Here is an 18130-nt window from a genome sequence, read left to right as displayed (position 1 = left end):
CGGCCGTAGAGCTCAGGGCGTGGCACAGCCGCGGCTCGGGCCACGCCTTCACCTTCTACACCAAGGTCCCCCAAGCGTGACGACCCGGACGATCGTCACCGCGGCCACCTCGCCGGCCCCGGCCCCGGCCCCGGCCCCGGACGGAACTACGGACGGGACTCCGGACGCACCGCGGCCCGGGCGGCGCAGGCGCCTCGCAGTCGTCGGCGCTGGGACGCCTGGGCGTGGTGCTGGCCGCGTCCCTCGGCGCCGGTTGTGTACTGGCCCTCGTACTGCTGCTCTCACGGTGGGTGCGGTCGGCCGTCACCCTGCTCGTCATCGGCGTCATGATCGGCTCGGCAGCCACGGCGGCGGTCAGCGTGATGCTGGTGTACGCCCAGCCCGAACGCGCCCAGCAGTTCGTCATGTGGGGGCTGGGCAGTTTCAGCGCCACGACCTGGCCCGACCTCAAGGTGATGCTGCCCGTGATCGGCGCGGGTCTGCTGGCTGCCCTGCTGACCGCCAAGCGCTTGAACGCGCTGCTGCTCGGCGAGGACTACGCCCGCACCATGGGGCTGAACGTTCGGCGCAGCCGCGATCTGGCGCTGCTCGGTACCTCGCTGCTGGCGGGCGCGGCGACCGCGTTCTGCGGCCCGGTCGCCTTCCTGGGGCTCGCCGTTCCGCATCTGACGCGGGTGGCCCTCGGGACATCCGACCACCGCGCGCTGATTCCGGCGTCGATGCTCGCGGGCGCGTTCCTCGCCCTGGCGTGCGCGCTGCTGAGCCAGCCGCCCGGGATGGACTCCGTGCTGCCGCTGAACGCGATCACCTCGCTGTTCGGCGCCCCGGTGGTCATCGCGTTTCTGATCCGCAGCCGCCGCGGCATACACCCGCGATCAGCAGGCCGCCCCCGATGAGGGGCGAGGAGTTCCTCGGGCTCACAGTTTCGGGCCGTGGCCCGGGACTGGGGTCGGGAATCGGGGTGTCCACCACTCCGTGACACCCCACAGGCCGAGCGTGAGCACGGCAAGGGCCGCGAGCACGGCGATCCATGGGCGTGACCACCGCACGGCCAGGGCCCACACGGCGAGCGGGACCAGGGCGCCGCCGATGACGATGAACGCCAGGGTGACCAGGACGCCCGGGTTGATGTCCTCGCCCTCGAACCCCCCACTGAACGCCACCGCGGCCCGGGGCGCGCAAACGAGCCCGGTCACGATGGCTCCGAGTCCGGCGATGACGCACGCGGCGGTGCGCCTGGTCGTCGTGGCAGTGCCGGTGGCGCCCGTGGGTTTCCCGCTCATGCCCGGGAGGGACGCTGCGGCTCGGTGCGCGGTTCCAGCAACACCGGCGCGCTTCCGGAACCCGGCAACACGCTTCCTCCCGCGAACGTCGAAACCGGGTGCGGGCACACCTGCTGGAACTGGCTGTCAGGGGCCGACCTGACGGCCAGTCGGAGGGAGGCCGCGCACGAGGTCCACAGTGGGCGGGATCCGCCGGCCCATTCGCGAGGGTGCCCGTCTGGATGCCGAGGATGACGCCCCAGGCGCAACTGCGGTGACCCAGTGCAGCGGTGCGCAGGATGAGGGCGGCGTAACGCCAGAGTGGTCAACTGCCTGCTTCCTGCCCGAAATCGGGCAGAAAAGCTCTTGTAGCCTCTACAGAATGGCGTACACCATAGGAACGGTCGAGCGCATATGGCGGTATCCGATCAAGTCGACGGGAGGCGAACAACTGGAGCAAGCGGACGTTGACCCCCGCGGTCTCGTCGGCGACCGCCTGTTCGCGGTGCGCGACAGCGAGGGCAAGTTCGGCTCGGGGAAGAACACCCGGAGATTCCGCCGGATGCCCGGTCTGCTGCAGTTGCGCTCCCGCTACCCGGACGGGACGGAGCAGCCCGAACTGCTGGATCCGCACGGCGCGACCGTTGCGGATCCGACTACCTACCTTCGCCGATACCTTGGCCGACACGACGTCGAACTGGCCCGCGATCGATCGATCTCCCACTTCGACCAGCTCCCTCTCAGCATCCTGACCACAGCCACCCTCGACTGGGTGCGCTCAGCCGTTCCCGGCGTTCCGGTCGACGAGCGGCGCTTCCGGCCGAACCTCCTGGTACGGACCCCACCGGGTACCCGTCCATTCGTCGAAGACGAGTGGTTCGGATGCAAGGCACGGATCGGGGCTGCCCTGTGCGTGGAGTTCGTGCGCTCCAGCGAGCGGTGTGTCATGACCAACGAGGCCCAGCAGGATCTGCCTCATTCCCCGCTGGTACTGCGAGTCATCGCGAAGGCTCATGACGCCCGGCTGGACGCCCTGGCCACAGTGGTGGCGCCCGGCCCGGTGAGTTCCGGGGACGCTGTCGCCCTCATATGACGAGGGTCAGGAACGGGCTCAAGAAGGTGCGGTCAACAGGGGATGCCGGCGTGCGTGGCGGAGCACGTCTCAAGACCGGTCAGGAATCGAGAAGCCCCGGCCGCCGCGCAGCCCCTAGCGTGATGGTCATGGCAAACACCGCTTCCACCGCAGCCAACACGTCCCTCGCGTCCGTCACCCTTGAGGTGGCCGACCCCGGGGCCGCCCGCCGCTTCTACAGCGCCTTCGGCGTGGAAACGTACGTACGCCTGCGGGCGTCCGAGGGGCACTCGACCGGATTCCGCGGCTTCACCCTGGCGCTCACGGTGTCCGGGCCGGCCACCGTCGACAGCTTCGTCGGCGCCGCCGTGGACGCAGGCGCCACGGTGCTGAAGCCCGCCGCGAAGTCACTGTGGGGCTACGGCGGCGTCGTCCAGGCCCCGGACGGGACGATCTGGAAGATCGCGACCTCGGCGAAGAAGGACACCGGCCCCGCCACCCGCGAGATCGACGAGGTCGTCCTGCTGCTCGGCGTCGAGGACGTGAAGGCCACCAAGCAGTTCTACGTCGGCCGGGGCCTGACCGTGGGCAAGAGCTTCGGCGGCAAGTACGCCGAGTTCACCACCGGTCAGTCCAGCCCCGTCAAGCTGGCGCTGTACAAGCGCCGCGCTCTGGCCAAGGACCTCGGCGTCCCCGCCGACGGCACCGGCTCGCACCGCATCGTCCTCGGCAGCACCGCCGACACCTTCACCGACCCGGACGGGTTCGCCTGGGAGGCCGCTGCGTCGCTCGCCCCCACGCCGTCCTGACTCCGGTCCCCCACACGCGGCGCTGCCCCAACGGGGACAGCGCCGCCTCGTCACCTACGGGGCCGGCCGAAGCACGTCACGTCGCACCTGCCGATGCCGCCGGTGGACCCGACCCGCGTACCGACCCGCGTACCGACTCGCGTACCGACTCGCGTACCGACTCGCGTCACGTCCGCCGCGGCGCGTCGGTCAGCTGGAACCGTTGCTCCTGCCCGGGAGCCCTGCGCGACGCAGGAGTCTGCCACCCTCGTCCATCAACTGCACGCGCGTCCGCCCCCGCCCGGGGAGGGGCGGGGGCGGACGCGCAGGGCGGACGACCCAGGCGGAGCGGTCAGAACGCGAAGACGGCGTTTCCGTTGAAGGTCGCGGACATGGCGCACGCGTTGGAGAAGGTGTGCTTCCAGGAGATGCGGCTGCCCTGCCAGACGCCGTCTGCGGTGACGGTGACGGGGGCGTAGTGCATCGGGCAGGCGCGGTTCGAGTCCGGGGCGGCCAGAAGCGCGTCGAGGGTGCCGGCGGTGGCGGCGAGGGCCGCACAAGCGGCCTTGGGGTCGGGGTGCGTTCCCTGGGCGGTCGGCGCGCAGCTGAGGGTCGATGCCCGCATGACGGTGTCCGCGTCCTCGCCCTGGGCAACGGTCAGGACCACGGCGGAGGGGGCATACAGGCTGGCGGGCTGTGCCTCCGCGATGCCGGTGGCGCCGACCAGGGTCAGGAGGGCAGCAGTGGAGACAGCAGCGATGCGGTGACGCACGACGGAACTCTCTTTCAATTCGAAGGGGAGACGCAGCAGTTGGCTGCGATATATCGACTGGACACCGCCGAGTCTGTCGGGTGCGAAGGGTGCATGCACATCGAACGCCGATTTACAGACATCTCGTTCGATTATCGGCGACCGAATGGTCGTTCGGGCAGCTCGGGCCGGGGGTGTGCCCTTCGCGATCACGCCCAAACGGACGGTGGCAGCCTGCGGGACAGCCGTACGCGGGGCGTTGACCTGCTGTCGGCTGCGTGCGCTTCATCGAACGTCCATCCAGGCTGACCGAATAGTGCCTGTGCCACCAGCTGTCAGGATCGTCATCGCACGGTTCAAGGTCCCACTCATCGCCAAGAGTCGGCCGCGTGCGCCCCAATCCAGCTAGGGCGGGCCCGTGGAGACGACGAAGACCCGCCTCTACGATGGACCGATGACGTCGATCAAGAAGATCCAAATCACCTTCGACTGCGCAGAACCTGAGCGCGTCGCCCGTTTCTGGTGCGAGGTGTTGGGCTACGTCGTACCGCCGCCACCGGAGGGGTTTGCCACTTGGGACGATTTCGATCGCTCTCTGCCGGCCGAGCGTCAGGGTTCGGCGTTCGCCTGCATCGATCCCTCAGGTGTGGGCCCGCGAATGTTCTTCCAGCGCGTTCCCGAAGGCAAGGCCGTCAAGAATCGGCTGCATCTTGACGTGCGGGTCGGCACCGGGCTCGTGGGCGAAGAGCGCCTGGCCGCACTTGAGGCCGAGTGCGCACGACTGGTCCCGCTCGGCGCGGTACGCGGGCAACTACTGCTTGCCGATGGAGTCAACGAGTCGTGCCTCCTGATGCAGGACATCGAGGGCAACGAGTTCTGTCTCGACTGAGTGGCCGCGAACGGGAACTGCCATACGACGTCGTCTGCGACGGCCATGCAGGTCAATGGCTGTACGCGCGGCCCGTCCGCCCCGCCGAGCCGGGCAGATTCCGGTCCGGACGCGGCGGGATGAGGCGGGCGTCCCCGCCGCAGCACCGGGTCTGCTGGGCGGCCGTCACTGATGCGGGACGTCGATGCCGGCCGCGCGCAGCTTCGCCTCGACCAGCGCGTTCAACCGGCCGATGGACGGTGCCCGGTCTTCCCGGTGGTGGTTGACCAGTCCGTACCGGGAGGCGGCGTCGGACCGGTTCTGAAACCCGGTCGGCATCGTCAGCAGCGCGCGGTTGGCCAGCAGTTTGTCGGCCAGCGCGGACGCCAGCTCCTCGATCCGCGGGTCGTCCGGATCCCAGGACATCGCATCGCAACCGCGCTTGGTCAGCTCGACGAACTCGGGGTCGTCGAGCGAGTGTTCGAGCTGGGTCAGGAAGCTGTCGAAGATCTCCGGAACCAGCGCCCGGGCCAGCACCAGACCCTCCCGTTGACCGGCCACGTAGTCGGGACCGAAGCCGAGATCGGCGAGTCGGTCCAAGACCGCGCAGGCCCGGTCGGGCAGCAGGGCCCGGTCGCCATGGGCGAGCCGGTGCAGCGTGTCGCGGCGCGCGATCAGGTCCTCGATCTGTTCGGTGAGCCGATGATGGACGTCGTCCAGGGCGCCGGCGAACCGCTCGGGGTCGGCGTCGAGCAGGTCACCGATCTCGGCCAGCGGCACGCCGGCCCCGGCCAGGGTCCGGACCTGGACCAGCCGGAGCAGGTCGGCCGACCCGTAACGCCGGTAACCGGAACCGTCACGTTCCGGCTCGGCGACCAGGCCGAGCCGGTGATAGTGCCGCACGGTCTTGATCGTGACGCGGACGAACGCCGCCGCCTGACCGATCGTGAGCCCGTCTGCCATCGGCTCAGCACACCTCCGGATCGTGGGCGGCTGCGGTGTACGGGTTGCGGGCGATCACAGGGGCGAGGGTAGCGCGCATCCGTTCCAGCGCATCACCGTCGGCGCCGAAGCCGGCAGCCCATGGTCGCGATGGAGGTTGACCTTGACCTTGGGTCAGGGTGCACGCTCATCGCATGGCCGCCTCCAAAGGGCTGGTGGCCATCAGGGCCACGTTGCGCTTTCGAGCTGTGCCAACACCTGCCTATCGCGAGATTGAGGAATGACCATGAGCGAGTCCCTCCGCACCACGAAGAACTCCGCTGCCGTACCGGATCGCCCGGAGCTGCAGAAGGCCATCCAGGAGATCGTCGATTCCGGTCTCACCGGAGTGCAGCTGCGCGTGCACGATGAGCAGGGCGAGTGGGTCGGCAGCGCCGGGGTGGCCGAGCTGGGCGAGACCGCCGAGCCGCCGGTCGACGGGCACTTCCGGATCGGCAGCAACACCAAGACCTTCACCGCAACCCTGGTGCTGCAACTGGTGGCCGAAGGCAAGATCGGACTGGACACCCCGGCGGCCGACTACCTGCCCGCGTTCGGGCTGGACCGGCGGATCACGGTGCGGATGCTGCTGCAGCACACCAGCGGGGTGTTCAACCACACCGGCGAGCTCTTGGAGGACGGGACGGTCGCGCACGGGATCCCCTCCACGATCGCGGGCCGGGAGTGGGTGGACAACCGGTTCAAGACCTACCGGCCCGAGGAGCTGGTACGGCTGTCGTTGTCGAAGCCGGCGCGGTTTGAGCCGGGGACGGGCTGGAGCTACTCCAACACCAACTACGTGCTGGCCAGGCTGCTGATCGAGAAGGTCACCGGCCGCTCGTGCGCCGAGGAGACGCAGGAGCGGATCCTGGGGCCGCTCGGCCTGTCGGGCACCGTGGTGCCGGACACCTCGCCGGAGATCCCCGAGCCGTATGCCCACGCCTACTACCGGTACGAGGACGCCGGCCGGCAGAAGACGGTCGACGTCACCCGCCACAACCCCTCCTGGATCTCCGCCGGTGGTGACATGATCTCGACCACCCAGGACCTCCACACGTTCATCTCCGCGCTCGCGTCCGGCAAGCTCCTGCCGGCCCCGCTGCTGGCCGAGATGCGCACGCCGCATGCCAAGAGCGGCTTCGGCCTGGGGTTGCGCGTGCAGGACCTGGGCGAAAACGGCGGCACCATCCTCTTCCACAACGGCGGACACGGCGGCCACGCGGCGTTGATGTACAGCACGCCCGACGGCAGCAAGACCCTGACCGCCTCGCTGAACTATGTCGATGACGCCGCGATGTCCTTGGCCGCGGCGTTCCAGAAGGCGCAGGAGAGGCTCGTCGAGGCGGTGTTCGGCGGCGGGCAGGACGGATCGGCTGACGAGGCGGCGGAGCCGACTCAGCCGACGGGCTGAGCCCCTCGGACCCGTACGCCTTGCGCCGCGGCTTCTTCCGCGGCTCGGGCCACTTCCGTCCAGGGCCCGCCGCACCGTCCCGCCACGTCACGTCACGTCATGGACCCGCTGCAGCGACCTCAGAGACATCCCCGGCCGATGATCCCGGCGAATCGCGGCGTACAGCTCGGCCTTCGACTGCGAGTTACCCATGAGGCCCCCAGCCTAGAAACCAGGCGATGGCCTCAGTGGCGGTGGTCGAGCGCTAGGCGAGGACGTTGACGGCGCGGGCGATGACGAGGCCGAGGATGAGCAGCGAGACCAGGGCCTGGAGGCTCATGGCGATCTTGGCCCAGGGCGCCAGCGGCATGACGTCGGTGGGGCTGAAGGCGGTGGCGTTGGTGAGCGCGAGGTAGAGGTAGTCGATGTAGCGCGGCCGCCAGTACGGGGTGTCCAGCTCGGGGTTGAGATGCTGGGGGAAGGCGAGCTGGGGGGTGTGGGGCATGTGGTGGGCACGGGCGGCGGCTCCGCCGCTGTCGAGCTCGAAGTACAGCAGGGAGAACGCGAGAACGGTGCCGGCCCAGACCGTCCCGCCCGCCTGCAGCAGACTGGCGGCGGAACTGGTCTCCTTCCCGCCGTGGACGAGATCGTCGACCAGCCGGATCGTCGACCACACGGCACTGCACGCCAGAACACCGACCAGCGCGATCGAGGCGGCGCGCAGGACGGTCGAGCGGCGGTCGATCCGGCCGGGATCGCCCGCGATGAGCGCCAGAAGAAGCATCCCCTCGACGACAGGGAGCACCCAGCGCGGTGCCAGACGCAGGTCGTCGGGCAGCAGCAACGTCAGCACGATCGCGGCCACGACGGCAACGGCCATGGGCCAGCGGGCCTCACCGGCGACCACATGACCGTGCTGCGGCTCGAACGGGCGGGGAGTGTCCTGTCCACTCACCTGGGGCGGTCCTGACGGGCGGCACTGTGGTGCGGTGCACGCAGCGCAGCCGCGCACCGTGCTCGCGGCAGGGAGGGATGCCGGACGGGCGGGTGGCGGACGGGCGGGTGGCGGACCGGTGATGGACGAGATCGTCGGCGGTTTCGGGCAGCGAGCCTTGGCATGGGTAGATGTTCTCGTTGATCGCGCACCGGGTGGTGATGCCGCGCCCCACTGGGACCGGTGTTGCCTCAGGACCCGGTCCAGGCGCCGTGCGGGCGGTACGTGCCGTCGTTCTCGGCGTGTGGCACCGGCGCCGGCCCGGCTTCCTGGATCTCCCCGTCCTAGGAGATCCACTCCGCCTCGTCGGCCCGTCCGAGGTCGGGTACGGCCTCGTCCAGGAGGCCCGGTGCAAGCCCGATCCAGCCCGCCCCGGTCTTACGCACGCGGTCCAGCGCCCAGGAGAGCGGTGGATCGTACGCCTCGGGGTCGCGCCCCTGGTCCGGCCCGACACGTCGCATCAGGTCGATGAAGACGGCCTCGCCCTGGCTGTCGAACGTCGTGATGTCCGCGCAGTTCAGGATGAACATGGGCGCAAGCATCACCCGGCCGACGTCACCGGCCCCTGCGCCGGGTCGGCGTCCTGCAGGTCGGCCAGCAGGGCCTGGCCCTCGTTCGTCAGCAGCGCCCGGAACGTCTCAAGATCCACCCAGGCATTCAACCAGGACCTGCCCCTCCCCCATGAGCCCGACCTCCGCCGGAGCGTGGGCCGGTTCGCCCTGGCGGGACCTGCCCGCCGCAGGGGTTCCCAAGACAGCAAATTCCCAGCTCCGGCCCTGCCTGCGTCGTCCAGTACGTCGCCCTTGACGTAGCAGGTGATTGCCTTGGCCGGACCCTCTGTCCAACGAGGATCGGAAGCCTTGCCCTGGACCGGACAAGCCGCCAGGGTGGGTCGGGTCGAAGAAACACCACGTCAAACAGGGGGAGTTCACACTCATGCGTTTACGTTCGCTTCTCGGCACCGCCGCCACGGCGGTCCTGCTGGTCGCAGGCCTCACCACCACCGCCGGAGCCGCCCAGGCCCCGGCGGCTTCCGGCAGCGGTCGGACCATGAACATGCCCGCAGCCCCGGTCGACACGGGGCCGCGAGCCGTGGCGGCAGCCTCGCCGTCGGTGTCGCCGTACGCGCCGTCCAAGCACTATCCGGGAGGCACTACCGGTGTCCCCTGCCCGACGGGAAGCTTCTGCACCGCCGTGTGGGACTACTCCTCGGGCGACTGGGAGGTGTTCACCTTCGACCCGTGTGCCAGGTACTCGGTGTCGAACTGGGACGGCGTCGGGTACTACGCCAACAACCAAACCGGTGACCGTGCCACCGCGACGCTCTACGGCCAGGCCGGCAACAAGCTGAAGGATGTTCAGGTCGGCGTCGGCGGTAGCTACGACTGGTCGCCGGTCTGGTCGATCCGCAACTGCTACTGATCCCCTCTGGTGCCCGCCAGACCCATTCCCCGAGGACTCGGCGGGCATCAGCACCAGTGTGCTCCGCCTGCTGAACGGCGCGGAAGACCGAGCGGCGAAAGCCGCGACTTTTGACCGCGGTCAAAAGTCGCCGCTCCAGCAATCTGATACGTGGACTTGCCGGTGTCCATCGGTGAGACCGGTCAGGGTCTGATGAGACGGGACAAATGCCGTGTTACTGGCACGGTGCTCGCCTGAGAGCCAGCAACTTTTGACCGCGGTCAAAAGTTGCTGCCCCAGCAGACCGGACGCCACCGCGGGCTACCCCACCCGCTTCCGCAGCACGGCCACGTCCCCGGCATCCGGATCACCCCTGAGCACGAACAGCTCCGGCCGCTCGTCCGTCCCCGCCACCTCCCACCTCAGCTGCGCACCCTCGCAGTCGAGGATGGTCAGGGCCACCCCCGCTCGGCTGCCGTAGGTCTCCTCCTCCGGCTCCCACGTCCCGTGCCCCGAACAGCGGTCCACGACGTCGGACCGGTCGTGGACCGGCAGCTTCTCCGCCATTGCCTCGCCCTGCGCGCCGAGTTCCAGGCGGACCCCGTCGCCCGCCCACTCGCCGACGTAGTCGGCGCGCTCAAGGACCGGCGGCTGGTACATCGGCGAGGCGGCCCCGACGAAGAAAGTGGCGATCACCGCGACCACGATCGGCCCCAGCGCCCACCGCCGCACCTTGACCTTCGGCACCTCCCGCATCCGCGCGAACACCGCCACCCCCACGGGCAGCAACCCGGCGGCCGCGATCCAGCCGAACGTGGCGGCGTACGAGGTGCCGACAACGAGGGAAATCGGTACGGCGTATCCGGCCGCGAGCAGACCCACTGCCGGCAGGGCCCACCACGGCGCGGAAATCCGGGTGCGCACGCCCACAGCGTTCGAGGCCACCATGACCGGTCACGCACCTGGCTGCCACCGTCATCCGATACTCAGGTCAGTTGGCCGCAGGCACCTGCCGGCCTCCTCGTCGGCGGCGACCACCATCAGCGATCTGCCTGTCAGTGGCGATCGCCATCATGGAGCCATGGCCAACGCAAACCTGACCGCCGGCAGTATCTGGCGGCTCCACCACGGCGACCAGGAGATTGCCCGGCTCACCGTGACCGGCGCCGACATGCCGTGGACCCACGCCGAAGCCGAGACACTTCCTGGCTTCGAAGAGTTCCGCCCTGTCTTCACTGAGCAAGAGCGGGCTGTCGACGAGGAGGACTGGGAGCGGGCCGACGCCTGCTACACCCAGATCCGCAGTGCGCTCACCATGACGTTCCCCGACGGCAGCCCGGTCGCTGAGTTCATGCTGCACATCCACTACGACGGGACAGCCGGCTGGCGCTGGCATGACGAGCCCTTCGACGCGGTGAGCCAGTGACACGCTGAGTTCACTGCTTCTGGGACGAATCTGACGGCCATCGCGGAAGATTGCGCACCACACCTCCGCGCGCCGGCAACTGCCGTGATCGAGCAGGCCGCCCGAGAGTTCCCCGACTTCGACGACACCATCATGGAGCTCTGCCGCTGAAGCCGATCGCCCGAGGTCAAAGCGAATCGGACCAGATCGCCGAAGAGAGGCCCGGGCTACACGGTCGGGACCCGCACCTGACAGGAATATCGTGGGCGGCATGTCCGCCCCTGAGCTCATCCGTATCGTCTCCCGGAACTCCCCCATGGCCCTGGCCCAGGTGGAGCGCGTCCGTAGCGAACTGGCCGCGCTCCACCCTCACATCCGCACCGAAGTCGTCCCGGTCGTCACGACCGGCGACAAGTGGATGGGCGATCTCTCCCAGGTCGAAGGAAAGGGGGCGTTCACCAAAGAGGTCGACGCCGCGCTGCTGAACGATGACGCAGACCTGGCCGTCCACTGCCTCAAAGACATTCCGTGCGACCGGCCCCTGCCTGCCGGGACCATGTTCGCCGCGTTCCTCAAGCGCGACGACATCCGCGACGCGCTCATCCACCCGGGCGGTCTCCCCCTGGATCAGCTGCCGCCCGGGACCCGCATCGGCACCTCATCCGTCCGCCGTGTCGCACAGCTCGCGGCCGGCCATTCCCACCTGGAGTGCGTGCCGTTCCGCGGCAACGCCAACCGGCGCCTGGAGAAGCTCTACGCGGGCGAGGTCGACGCCGCCCTCCTCGCCGTCTCCGGCCTCGAGCGCATCGGCCGTACCGACGTGATCACCCAGGTGCTGTCCACGGAAACGATGATGCCGCCCATCGGCGCAGGCATTCTCGCCCTCCAGTGCCGCCAGGACGACGCCCACCTCATCGACCTCATCAGCGGCCTCGGCCACCCCGGCACCCACCGCGAGGCGACAGCCGAGCGGATGCTGCTCCACGTCCTGCAGGGTCACTGCAACAGTCCCATTGCCGGCTACGCCCGTGCCGAACGCGGGGGAGACCTGTCGCTGCGTGCCTGCGTCTTCACCCCGGACGGCAAGACCGTCCTGAACGCGCACGAGTGGGCTGGCCGGCTCGACCCCGCCACGCTCGGCACCTCTGTCGCGGTCGCGCTCCTGCGGCAGGGTGCCCGCGAACTCATCGACGGCATCCCGCACTGACCCACAGCCCCGGAGTCACACCCCTGCTCCGGAGGCAAGCCGAGCGTGGGGGCCAGACTTTTGACCGCGGTCAAAAGTCTGACCCCCACGAAGGCTCGGCCGGGCTGGTCGGTGCCCAGGGTCTGTGACGTGGCGGCCTGCCGGGGGACTGGATGCCTCGTCTGCCGCGGGGACAGGGCCTGCCTGGGGTGCGTCAGGAACTGGGCCCTGGAGGGCCAGACTTTTGACCGCGGTCAAAGGTTCGGCGATCTCCGGCGACGGCCGCATGGCGGGAGAGGGCGGAGAATCGACTGCCTGCGCCACAGGGGCTACCTGGGACGGACCGGTTCGCCGCACGCCGGATGGCCCGGTGCCCTGAGTACGCGTACTCATGCGTCCACGTGCCGGTGCCTCGAAAGTGGGGGGAGGAGCGAGTAGGTGGGGGTGGGGAATGCGGGCGAGGCGTGGCCTGCGCGCCGGAGTGCTGGCCGTCGTGGGCGCCGTGACGGTGGCCATGACCAGCGGGTGCTCGCAGTTGCCGGACGTTGAAGAGCTGCGGGCCATGGCCACCACGGATGGCGCACGGCTGAAGCGGGACTCGGAGGAGGCACGTATCCGCGGGCTTCTTGAGCGCTTCAACGAAGTCGAGGGGTTGCGGCAGGGGTACACCGTGCTCCAGGACGAGTGCACCGGCCCCAGTGACGGGGGCTTCAAGAAGCAGGCCACCGTTCATCTGATGACCTGTTCGATGAGTGTGAGCGCCGTATTCGGGGTGGAGGGTGACGTCACCGACGTGCTGCGGCGCATCGATGCTGCGGGCATCGTTCAGGGGAGTCCCAACATCAACGGCCCCGGGAGTGCGTCCTCGGGCACGCTCGACTACGCGCTGGAGTACCACCGGCTGCGAGGTGTGTTCCCGGACGGACAGCTGATGCCCACACCGTTCCTCAGCTCCGAGATCAAGGACATCAGCATCCTGTGGGATTATCCGCCCCGGCCCGGAGACCCGGCGGAGTCGAGCCAGGTCGAGGCCATGGACGCGTCCGTGTGCCTGCCGGACTCGCCGATCTACTCCCGGTGCCTCTTCCACCCGGAGCGGCACGACACCGTATCGGTCCTCCGTGCCCGGTACGGAGCGGTTCTCACGGTAACGATCAAGCCGGCTCTCAGCGGCGCAACCTACCTCACCGTGCCCCGCCCCTAGGGCACGTAAGTGGCCGGCGGAAGAGCCCGACGAGGAGTGGGAGAGCGTCGTCATCGACATCACGGATGCGCACGGCGAGCGCACGTACGTCGAGCTGCGTCGGGATCAGCTCTGACGGGACCAGCTCTGACGGAACGCCGAGGGCCCCACCGCGAACGAACGCGGTGGGGCCCTCGGCCCTCGGCACGGATCAGCGCCGGCTAACGGTTGTTCTCGATCAGGAGCATCGTCAGTTCGGCCCGGTGCTTGGCGGACATGTTCGACCAGATCGCGTCGTACACGGCCTTCGGGTCCTGCCACGAAACCGGGGCCGTGTCCGTCCCCCTGCCCTGGGGCGGGATGACACCCTCCGGTTCGCGCTCGTGAGCCGACTCCGCCGCTGCGGTTTCCGGTGCACTCGGAGCCACCGGCACCGGAGCGGGGCTGACCCGGTTCGGTGCGGCGACCGGGGTCGGCGTCTCCGCAGGCGCCTCCGCAGGCAGCGTTTCGGGCTCCGGACTTTTGACCGCGGTCAAAGGCCGGGCCCGCTCCGGGTCTTGTTCCGAGGCCTCCGGACTTTTGACCGCGGTCAAAAGTCGGGCCGGCTGCGGTTCCTGTTCCGCGGCCTCCGGCACTCCCCCGGCCGGCGTTTCCTCGGCCGGCTGTCGTACCGGTACGGACTCCTGCGCGCCGCGCAGTATCTCCCGCTGCGCCGCCTTGACCTGGGCCTCCTGCTCCTTGCTCTCCTTCAGAAAGCCCAGCAGCTCGGCCGCGTCCGCTCCGGGCCGGTCCTTCGCCGCTCGCGCCAGGAGCCTGCCGTCCCGCTCGGGCAGGTCCCCCGAGCTGAGCATGCTCTGGAGCTCCTGGGGGAGTTCCAGCAGGACCAGCTGGTGGGTGACCCACGACGGCGAGCGGCCCAGCCGCTCCGCGGCGCGCGACTTGGCGCCGTGCTCCCGGCCCTCCTCCGCGCAGGTGTTGACCAGCTGCTGCACGCCGCGGGCGCGCTCGATCACGTCGAAGTCCTCGCGCTCCAGGTTCTCGGCGAGGAGGTGGTCGATGAAGTCCGCACGGGAGGCGGCGAGGTCGTCGCGTACGACGAAGTCCAGCGACTCCAGCCCCACGTGCAGGGCGCTGCGGAAGCGGCGCTCGCCGTTGATGAGGACGTACGAGGACGCGCCGATCCGCGAGTCGTGGTCGGGCCACAGGGCGAGGTACGAGCTCCGGCTGACCACAACACACGCGGAGAGCTGCGCCTGGCGGAGCTCCTCACCGAAGCGGGTCTTCTCCTCGTCCGTACCGAAGTTCCGGCGCGGGTTGAGGGGGGTCGGCGCGACCTGGTCGAGGGGGACGCGGATGAGTTCGTACGCCGGCACGTCGCCCTGGGCGATGGCCTTGGCCCGGCCGCGCTCGCTCCGGCCACCCGTGCGGCGGGCGTTGCTGAAGGCGGCGCCGGTGCCGAGGAGGTCGCTCTTGCTCATGCCGCAATCCTCCGGGCGATCTCGCGCATGGCCTCGGACTGCTCGCAGTCCGGTGCGTAGTGCAGCAGCGGCAGTTTGACGCGCACGGCCTCGCGCTGTTCCTTCAGGTCGGCGATGACCGTGATGACGGGCGGGTCGCCGAACTCCTTCCAGCTGTTGAGGGAGGAGGTGACGACGTAGCCCTTGCGGCTGTCGTAGAGGTTGACGACGAAACCGAGCTGGGCGATCTCGATGTCGAGGTCGTCGATGAGGTCCTCGAGCTGCTCGCTGAGCATGTCGTAGGCGTCGGCGGAGGTGTCCTCGGCCTGGACCGGGACGATGATGCCGGAGGTCTTGGTGGCTTCGCCTTCGCGGGTCCGCGCGTAGTAGAGCGCGGTGTCCATGGTGTAGCCGAGGCTCGGCGGGCAGTCGACGACGATGTAGTCGAACTCCTTCTCCAGGTCCTCCAGGGCCTTCTCCAGGGCGGTTTCCTTCGTCCGGACGTGGCGGGTGGTGGCCAGTCGGGCGTCGAGGAGGAAGGCGTCCTTGCAGGACGGCAGGAGGAAGAGACGGCCCGCGAAGACGCCGTGCTCGATGGGTACGAGGAGGTCGCGGATGCGGCCGTCGATCTCCCCGAGCATGTGCTTGGCGAGGCTGGGTTCCTTGATGCCGAGCATGTCGGCGCCCAGGTGCCGGGTGAGGTGTCCCTGGGGGTCGAAGTCGATGACGCAGACGCGGGCGCCGGTCTCGGCTAGGGCCTGGGAGAGCCCGTTGCTGATGGCGCTCTTGCCCACGCCGCCCTTCTGGTTGCAGACCACGATCCGGCGGGCACCCTCGTTGGAGGGTCGGCGTCGGCCCATGGGGGAGGGGTGGGTGTCGAGCCACAGCCGGATCGACTGGGCGACCCCCTGGTTGTAGGGGACCTCCCGTACCCGGCAGTCCTCCTTGAAGTCCCCGTACAGGCCGGTGGGGAGGTAGGTGGAGAAGGAGGAGGCACCAGAGGTGTCCACGGGAGTGGCCGCGGACGCGTCGGCACGCCAGGCGTGGATGCCCTCGGTGACGGCGTCCTGGATGTCCACGCCCAACTGGGCTGCGCGGACCTTGAGTTCCTGCCGCAGGGACGCGGGCAGCTTGGCGACTACCTTTTCCCTGACTTCCGGATCGTATGGAGCGGTCATGCGGGTACCTTACTAACCTTCAGGCCGGAAGGCGAAGAGGCACACCGAACATGTTGCGCGTGTATGGCAGGCATTGCCCCGAAACTCCGCCCGCCAACCGGCAGTGTGGGTGCCTTCAGCTACGAGGTGGGCGGGATCCACGCCTGCCCAGGTGCTCACCGCCATGTCGGGGGATCAAGAGTTGAGTGTGGCTTCCCTTGCCGACCGCGCCTCGATGCATGACCGACCGGTCACGCTGCTGGCGATGACAGGCCTGACCAGGTTCGCCAAGTGGAACGCACGCTCTCGATTGAGCCGTTGAGGTGTCCCTCGAGAGCCTTGGAGCTGGTCGACAGCGACCTGAAAGCGCTGTGCGCTCTTCTGGCGGCCTTTTGTGTGAGGGAAGGTCACATCGCACCGGGAGGGATGGGATCGGCCCTCTGAGGGGCCGTTCTGTAGGTCGATTTTTGTCCGGTGTGCCGGAAAATTCCGGATCGCTTCACTTGAGGCAGCCATCCGTGCTCCTGGACTGCTGTCGGTCGGACTCGACCACCGCGGACGAGGTCGACGTGTTCAAGGTTCTTGTCCGCCCTCGTCCGCGGACCGTGAATCCCAGGGGCCAGCCCCTGGACCCCGCCAGCGCCTAGGCCGCGCTGGACCGGCCTTGGCATGGGGGGCTACTCGCCCCCCAGACCCCCTCGCCAGGCGCTCGGGCGCCCTGGACCCGCTCACCCTCACGCCCTGCACCGCCTCCCTGACGGTCGGCGGTGCACCCCTCGGGCGCTGGGCGCCCTCACTGGGCATGAGGGCCGAAGCCAAGAGTGGCTGACGAAGATGGGGCTGAGGAGGGGGTGCCTAGGTCGAACGACAGGGAACAGGCCGGTTGAAATGACCGTGGTGTGGCTGGCGTCGATGGTGTTGAGGATGTCGAGGATGTCGATGGGGGAGTGGAAGCAAGCACGTCCGCTGTAGGTGTGTCAGGGATCAGGGGTCGGGGGTCGGGGGTCATGAAGCAGCCGACATCCACAGCTGGTTGATGGCTCGGCCTACCGAGGCCCGGCGCATGCCGATGCCCGTTGCCAGGTTGCTCTTTAGTAAGAGGGCGCCGCCGTGGCACGCCGCTGACCTGCGGTTTTGGCGGAGGCCATGTGTCCCCCCGGACACATTTGGTCCCTCGAAGTGTAGCCCCAGCGGGCACATTTGGCCGGAAACTAAAGCACCCGTTGATTTTCTGAGAGCGCCAACCGGCCTGATATCACCGCAGGTCAGAGCGTCGAGCAAAGGCCCGCCCGGACCGCCGCGCACGTTTCGGGCTCCGCGAGATGTGACGTCATCACGACAACCGAAATCAAGCAGCCGTGTACTTTCGGCGCTAGAGCGCAAAATTACTTCACGTACCGTGTACTTTTGGCGCACCTGCTGGGTGGGGTGTCGATCGGGCGCATCCGTCGGCGCGCCGACGCACCAAAAGACAAGCCCACGTTGATTTTTTGGATAGTCTCGGACCGCCTGAGTAACAAGGAGGTCCTGTGACATCTGATCCGCCCGCCCGTCGTCGGCGCGGGCCCCGGCCTGTTCCCGTCCCCGCGGCGACAGGGAACGAAGCCGAGTACGGAGACATCCTGGCCGTCCTCGGCCAGCAACTCGGGGAGAAGGTGGCCCAGGCCGCCGACCCCGGCGGACGACGTCGGCTCAAGGGCGTCCACTTCGAGTACGCGGCGGATCCGCGAGCCGTCCACGACATGGCCGGCGGCGCCGGATACAGCCTGGCCAGCAACTGGTTCACGCAGCTGCTGGCGCAGCTGGCCGTCGCGAACAGCATCACCAAGTCCCAGCTCTGCGTCTTCCTCTTCGTGGCCGGCGGGCAGGTGCCGGGGACCGGTATCGCCCAGTACACGCAGCAGGAGATCACGGACGGACTGAACAAGATCGCCGCCCAGAAGGGCGGCAAGATGATCACGCGTTCGACGGTGAACCGCGCCGTCCAGGCACTGTGCGGCTACAACTGGGTGGAGAAGGCCGGCAACGGCCGGATCCAGATCAACGTGCGACTGTGGTTCCACGGCAACAGCACGGCCCAGCACGAGGTACTCGCCGAGATCGCCGACCGGCACGACCACGACACCGAGGTGTTCCCGTACGCGGTGGGCCCCGAAGGCGCCCATCAGGAGGAGCTCGACCTCGACTTCGGGGCCGAGGCCGACTTTCGTGGAAGGAAACGTACCGGGTGATAGT

19 protein-coding genes are annotated in these 18130 nt (G+C 68.9%); 11 read left to right on the top strand and 8 right to left on the bottom strand.

Features of this window, described 5'->3' with window-relative positions:
- Window positions 1-209: 209 nt before the first annotated feature.
- A complete protein-coding gene (locus ACGFYQ_RS31155; RefSeq protein ID WP_393749597.1) occupies window positions 210-896 on the top strand; it encodes a FecCD family ABC transporter permease in 687 nt (228 codons plus the stop codon).
- A gap of 21 nt (window positions 897-917) precedes the next feature.
- On the opposite strand, the gene ACGFYQ_RS31150 is transcribed toward ACGFYQ_RS31155, so the two are convergent.
- Window positions 918-1283 carry a hypothetical protein gene (locus ACGFYQ_RS31150; protein WP_393749521.1) on the bottom strand — a complete coding sequence of 122 codons (366 nt, stop codon included), beginning with the start codon at window positions 1281-1283 and terminating at the stop codon, window positions 918-920.
- Between the two features lie 253 nt (window positions 1284-1536).
- On the opposite strand from ACGFYQ_RS31150, the gene ACGFYQ_RS31145 reads away from it, so the two are divergent.
- Together ACGFYQ_RS31145 and ACGFYQ_RS31140 are read left to right on the top strand one after the other, a co-directional pair.
- Window positions 1537-2355 carry an MOSC domain-containing protein gene (locus ACGFYQ_RS31145; RefSeq protein ID WP_393749520.1) on the top strand — a complete coding sequence of 273 codons (819 nt, stop codon included), beginning with the start codon at window positions 1537-1539 and terminating at the stop codon, window positions 2353-2355.
- 122 nt (window positions 2356-2477) lie between these two features.
- The gene (locus ACGFYQ_RS31140) at window positions 2478-3143 is read left to right on the top strand and encodes a glyoxalase (protein WP_393749519.1); all 666 of its coding nucleotides are present in this window, start codon (window positions 2478-2480) and stop codon (window positions 3141-3143) included.
- A 331-nt stretch (window positions 3144-3474) separates the two neighbouring features.
- Here ACGFYQ_RS31140 and ACGFYQ_RS31135 read toward each other — a convergent pair whose 3' ends face one another.
- Window positions 3475-3894, bottom strand: coding sequence for a subtilase-type protease inhibitor (locus ACGFYQ_RS31135; protein ID WP_393749518.1), 420 nt, complete (start codon window positions 3892-3894; stop codon window positions 3475-3477).
- A gap of 433 nt (window positions 3895-4327) precedes the next feature.
- On the opposite strand from ACGFYQ_RS31135, the gene ACGFYQ_RS31130 reads away from it, so the two are divergent.
- A complete protein-coding gene (locus ACGFYQ_RS31130) occupies window positions 4328-4762 on the top strand; it encodes a VOC family protein (RefSeq protein WP_393749517.1) in 435 nt (144 codons plus the stop codon).
- A 165-nt stretch (window positions 4763-4927) separates the two neighbouring features.
- On the opposite strand, the gene ACGFYQ_RS31125 is transcribed toward ACGFYQ_RS31130, so the two are convergent.
- Window positions 4928-5704: a MerR family transcriptional regulator gene (locus ACGFYQ_RS31125; protein ID WP_393749516.1), complete on the bottom strand. Its 777-nt coding sequence runs from the start codon at window positions 5702-5704 to the stop codon at window positions 4928-4930.
- A gap of 265 nt (window positions 5705-5969) precedes the next feature.
- On the opposite strand from ACGFYQ_RS31125, the gene ACGFYQ_RS31120 reads away from it, so the two are divergent.
- Window positions 5970-7133, top strand: a complete 1164-nt coding sequence (locus tag ACGFYQ_RS31120) for a serine hydrolase domain-containing protein (RefSeq protein ID WP_393749515.1) — start codon at window positions 5970-5972, stop codon at window positions 7131-7133.
- A 244-nt stretch (window positions 7134-7377) separates the two neighbouring features.
- On the opposite strand, the gene ACGFYQ_RS31115 is transcribed toward ACGFYQ_RS31120, so the two are convergent.
- Complete coding sequence (locus ACGFYQ_RS31115; protein ID WP_393749514.1) at window positions 7378-8067, bottom strand: hypothetical protein; 690 nt, start codon at window positions 8065-8067, stop codon at window positions 7378-7380.
- A 323-nt stretch (window positions 8068-8390) separates the two neighbouring features.
- Window positions 8391-8636 (bottom strand): hypothetical protein, encoded by a 246-nt coding sequence (locus ACGFYQ_RS31110; RefSeq protein ID WP_393749513.1) that lies wholly within the window; start codon window positions 8634-8636, stop codon window positions 8391-8393.
- A 406-nt stretch (window positions 8637-9042) separates the two neighbouring features.
- Here ACGFYQ_RS31110 and ACGFYQ_RS31105 point away from each other — a divergent pair, with 406 nt between their 5' ends.
- The gene (locus tag ACGFYQ_RS31105) at window positions 9043-9528 is read left to right on the top strand and encodes a hypothetical protein (protein ID WP_393749512.1); all 486 of its coding nucleotides are present in this window, start codon (window positions 9043-9045) and stop codon (window positions 9526-9528) included.
- Window positions 9529-9828: 300 nt separating this feature from the next.
- On the opposite strand, the gene ACGFYQ_RS31100 is transcribed toward ACGFYQ_RS31105, so the two are convergent.
- A complete protein-coding gene (locus ACGFYQ_RS31100) occupies window positions 9829-10431 on the bottom strand; it encodes a hypothetical protein (RefSeq protein ID WP_393749511.1) in 603 nt (200 codons plus the stop codon).
- Window positions 10432-10588: 157 nt separating this feature from the next.
- Between ACGFYQ_RS31100 and ACGFYQ_RS31095 the strand changes: the two genes are divergently transcribed.
- The 3 genes from ACGFYQ_RS31095 to ACGFYQ_RS31085 all read left to right on the top strand — a co-directional run bounded on the left by ACGFYQ_RS31095 (window position 10589) and on the right by ACGFYQ_RS31085 (window position 13302).
- On the top strand, window positions 10589-10933 hold the full coding sequence (locus ACGFYQ_RS31095; protein ID WP_393749510.1) for a hypothetical protein: 345 nt from the start codon (window positions 10589-10591) through the stop codon (window positions 10931-10933).
- 250 nt (window positions 10934-11183) lie between these two features.
- Window positions 11184-12119: a hydroxymethylbilane synthase gene (gene hemC, locus ACGFYQ_RS31090; RefSeq protein WP_393749509.1), complete on the top strand. Its 936-nt coding sequence runs from the start codon at window positions 11184-11186 to the stop codon at window positions 12117-12119.
- 430 nt (window positions 12120-12549) lie between these two features.
- The gene (locus ACGFYQ_RS31085; RefSeq protein WP_393749508.1) at window positions 12550-13302 is read left to right on the top strand and encodes a hypothetical protein; all 753 of its coding nucleotides are present in this window, start codon (window positions 12550-12552) and stop codon (window positions 13300-13302) included.
- 200 nt (window positions 13303-13502) lie between these two features.
- Here the strand turns inward: ACGFYQ_RS31085 and ACGFYQ_RS31080 are convergent, their stop codons facing one another.
- Entirely contained in the window at window positions 13503-14759 is a 1257-nt protein-coding gene (locus ACGFYQ_RS31080; protein ID WP_393749507.1) for a ParB/RepB/Spo0J family partition protein, read from the bottom strand.
- Window positions 14756-15916: a ParA family protein gene (locus ACGFYQ_RS31075; RefSeq protein WP_393749506.1), complete on the bottom strand. Its 1161-nt coding sequence runs from the start codon at window positions 15914-15916 to the stop codon at window positions 14756-14758. The genes ACGFYQ_RS31080 and ACGFYQ_RS31075 overlap by 4 nt, the downstream gene beginning before the upstream one ends.
- A gap of 73 nt (window positions 15917-15989) precedes the next feature.
- Between ACGFYQ_RS31075 and ACGFYQ_RS31070 the strand changes: the two genes are divergently transcribed.
- Complete coding sequence (locus ACGFYQ_RS31070; RefSeq protein ID WP_393749505.1) at window positions 15990-16217, top strand: DUF6924 domain-containing protein; 228 nt, start codon at window positions 15990-15992, stop codon at window positions 16215-16217.
- A 1207-nt stretch (window positions 16218-17424) separates the two neighbouring features.
- Window positions 17425-18126, top strand: coding sequence for a hypothetical protein (locus tag ACGFYQ_RS31065; protein WP_393749504.1), 702 nt, complete (start codon window positions 17425-17427; stop codon window positions 18124-18126).
- Window positions 18127-18130 lie beyond the last annotated feature (4 nt).

It is taken from the genome of Streptomyces sp. NPDC048258, assembly GCF_043201995.1.
GTDB lineage: Bacteria > Actinomycetota > Actinomycetes > Streptomycetales > Streptomycetaceae > Streptomyces.
This window is presented reverse-complemented; position numbering and strand designations above follow the sequence as displayed.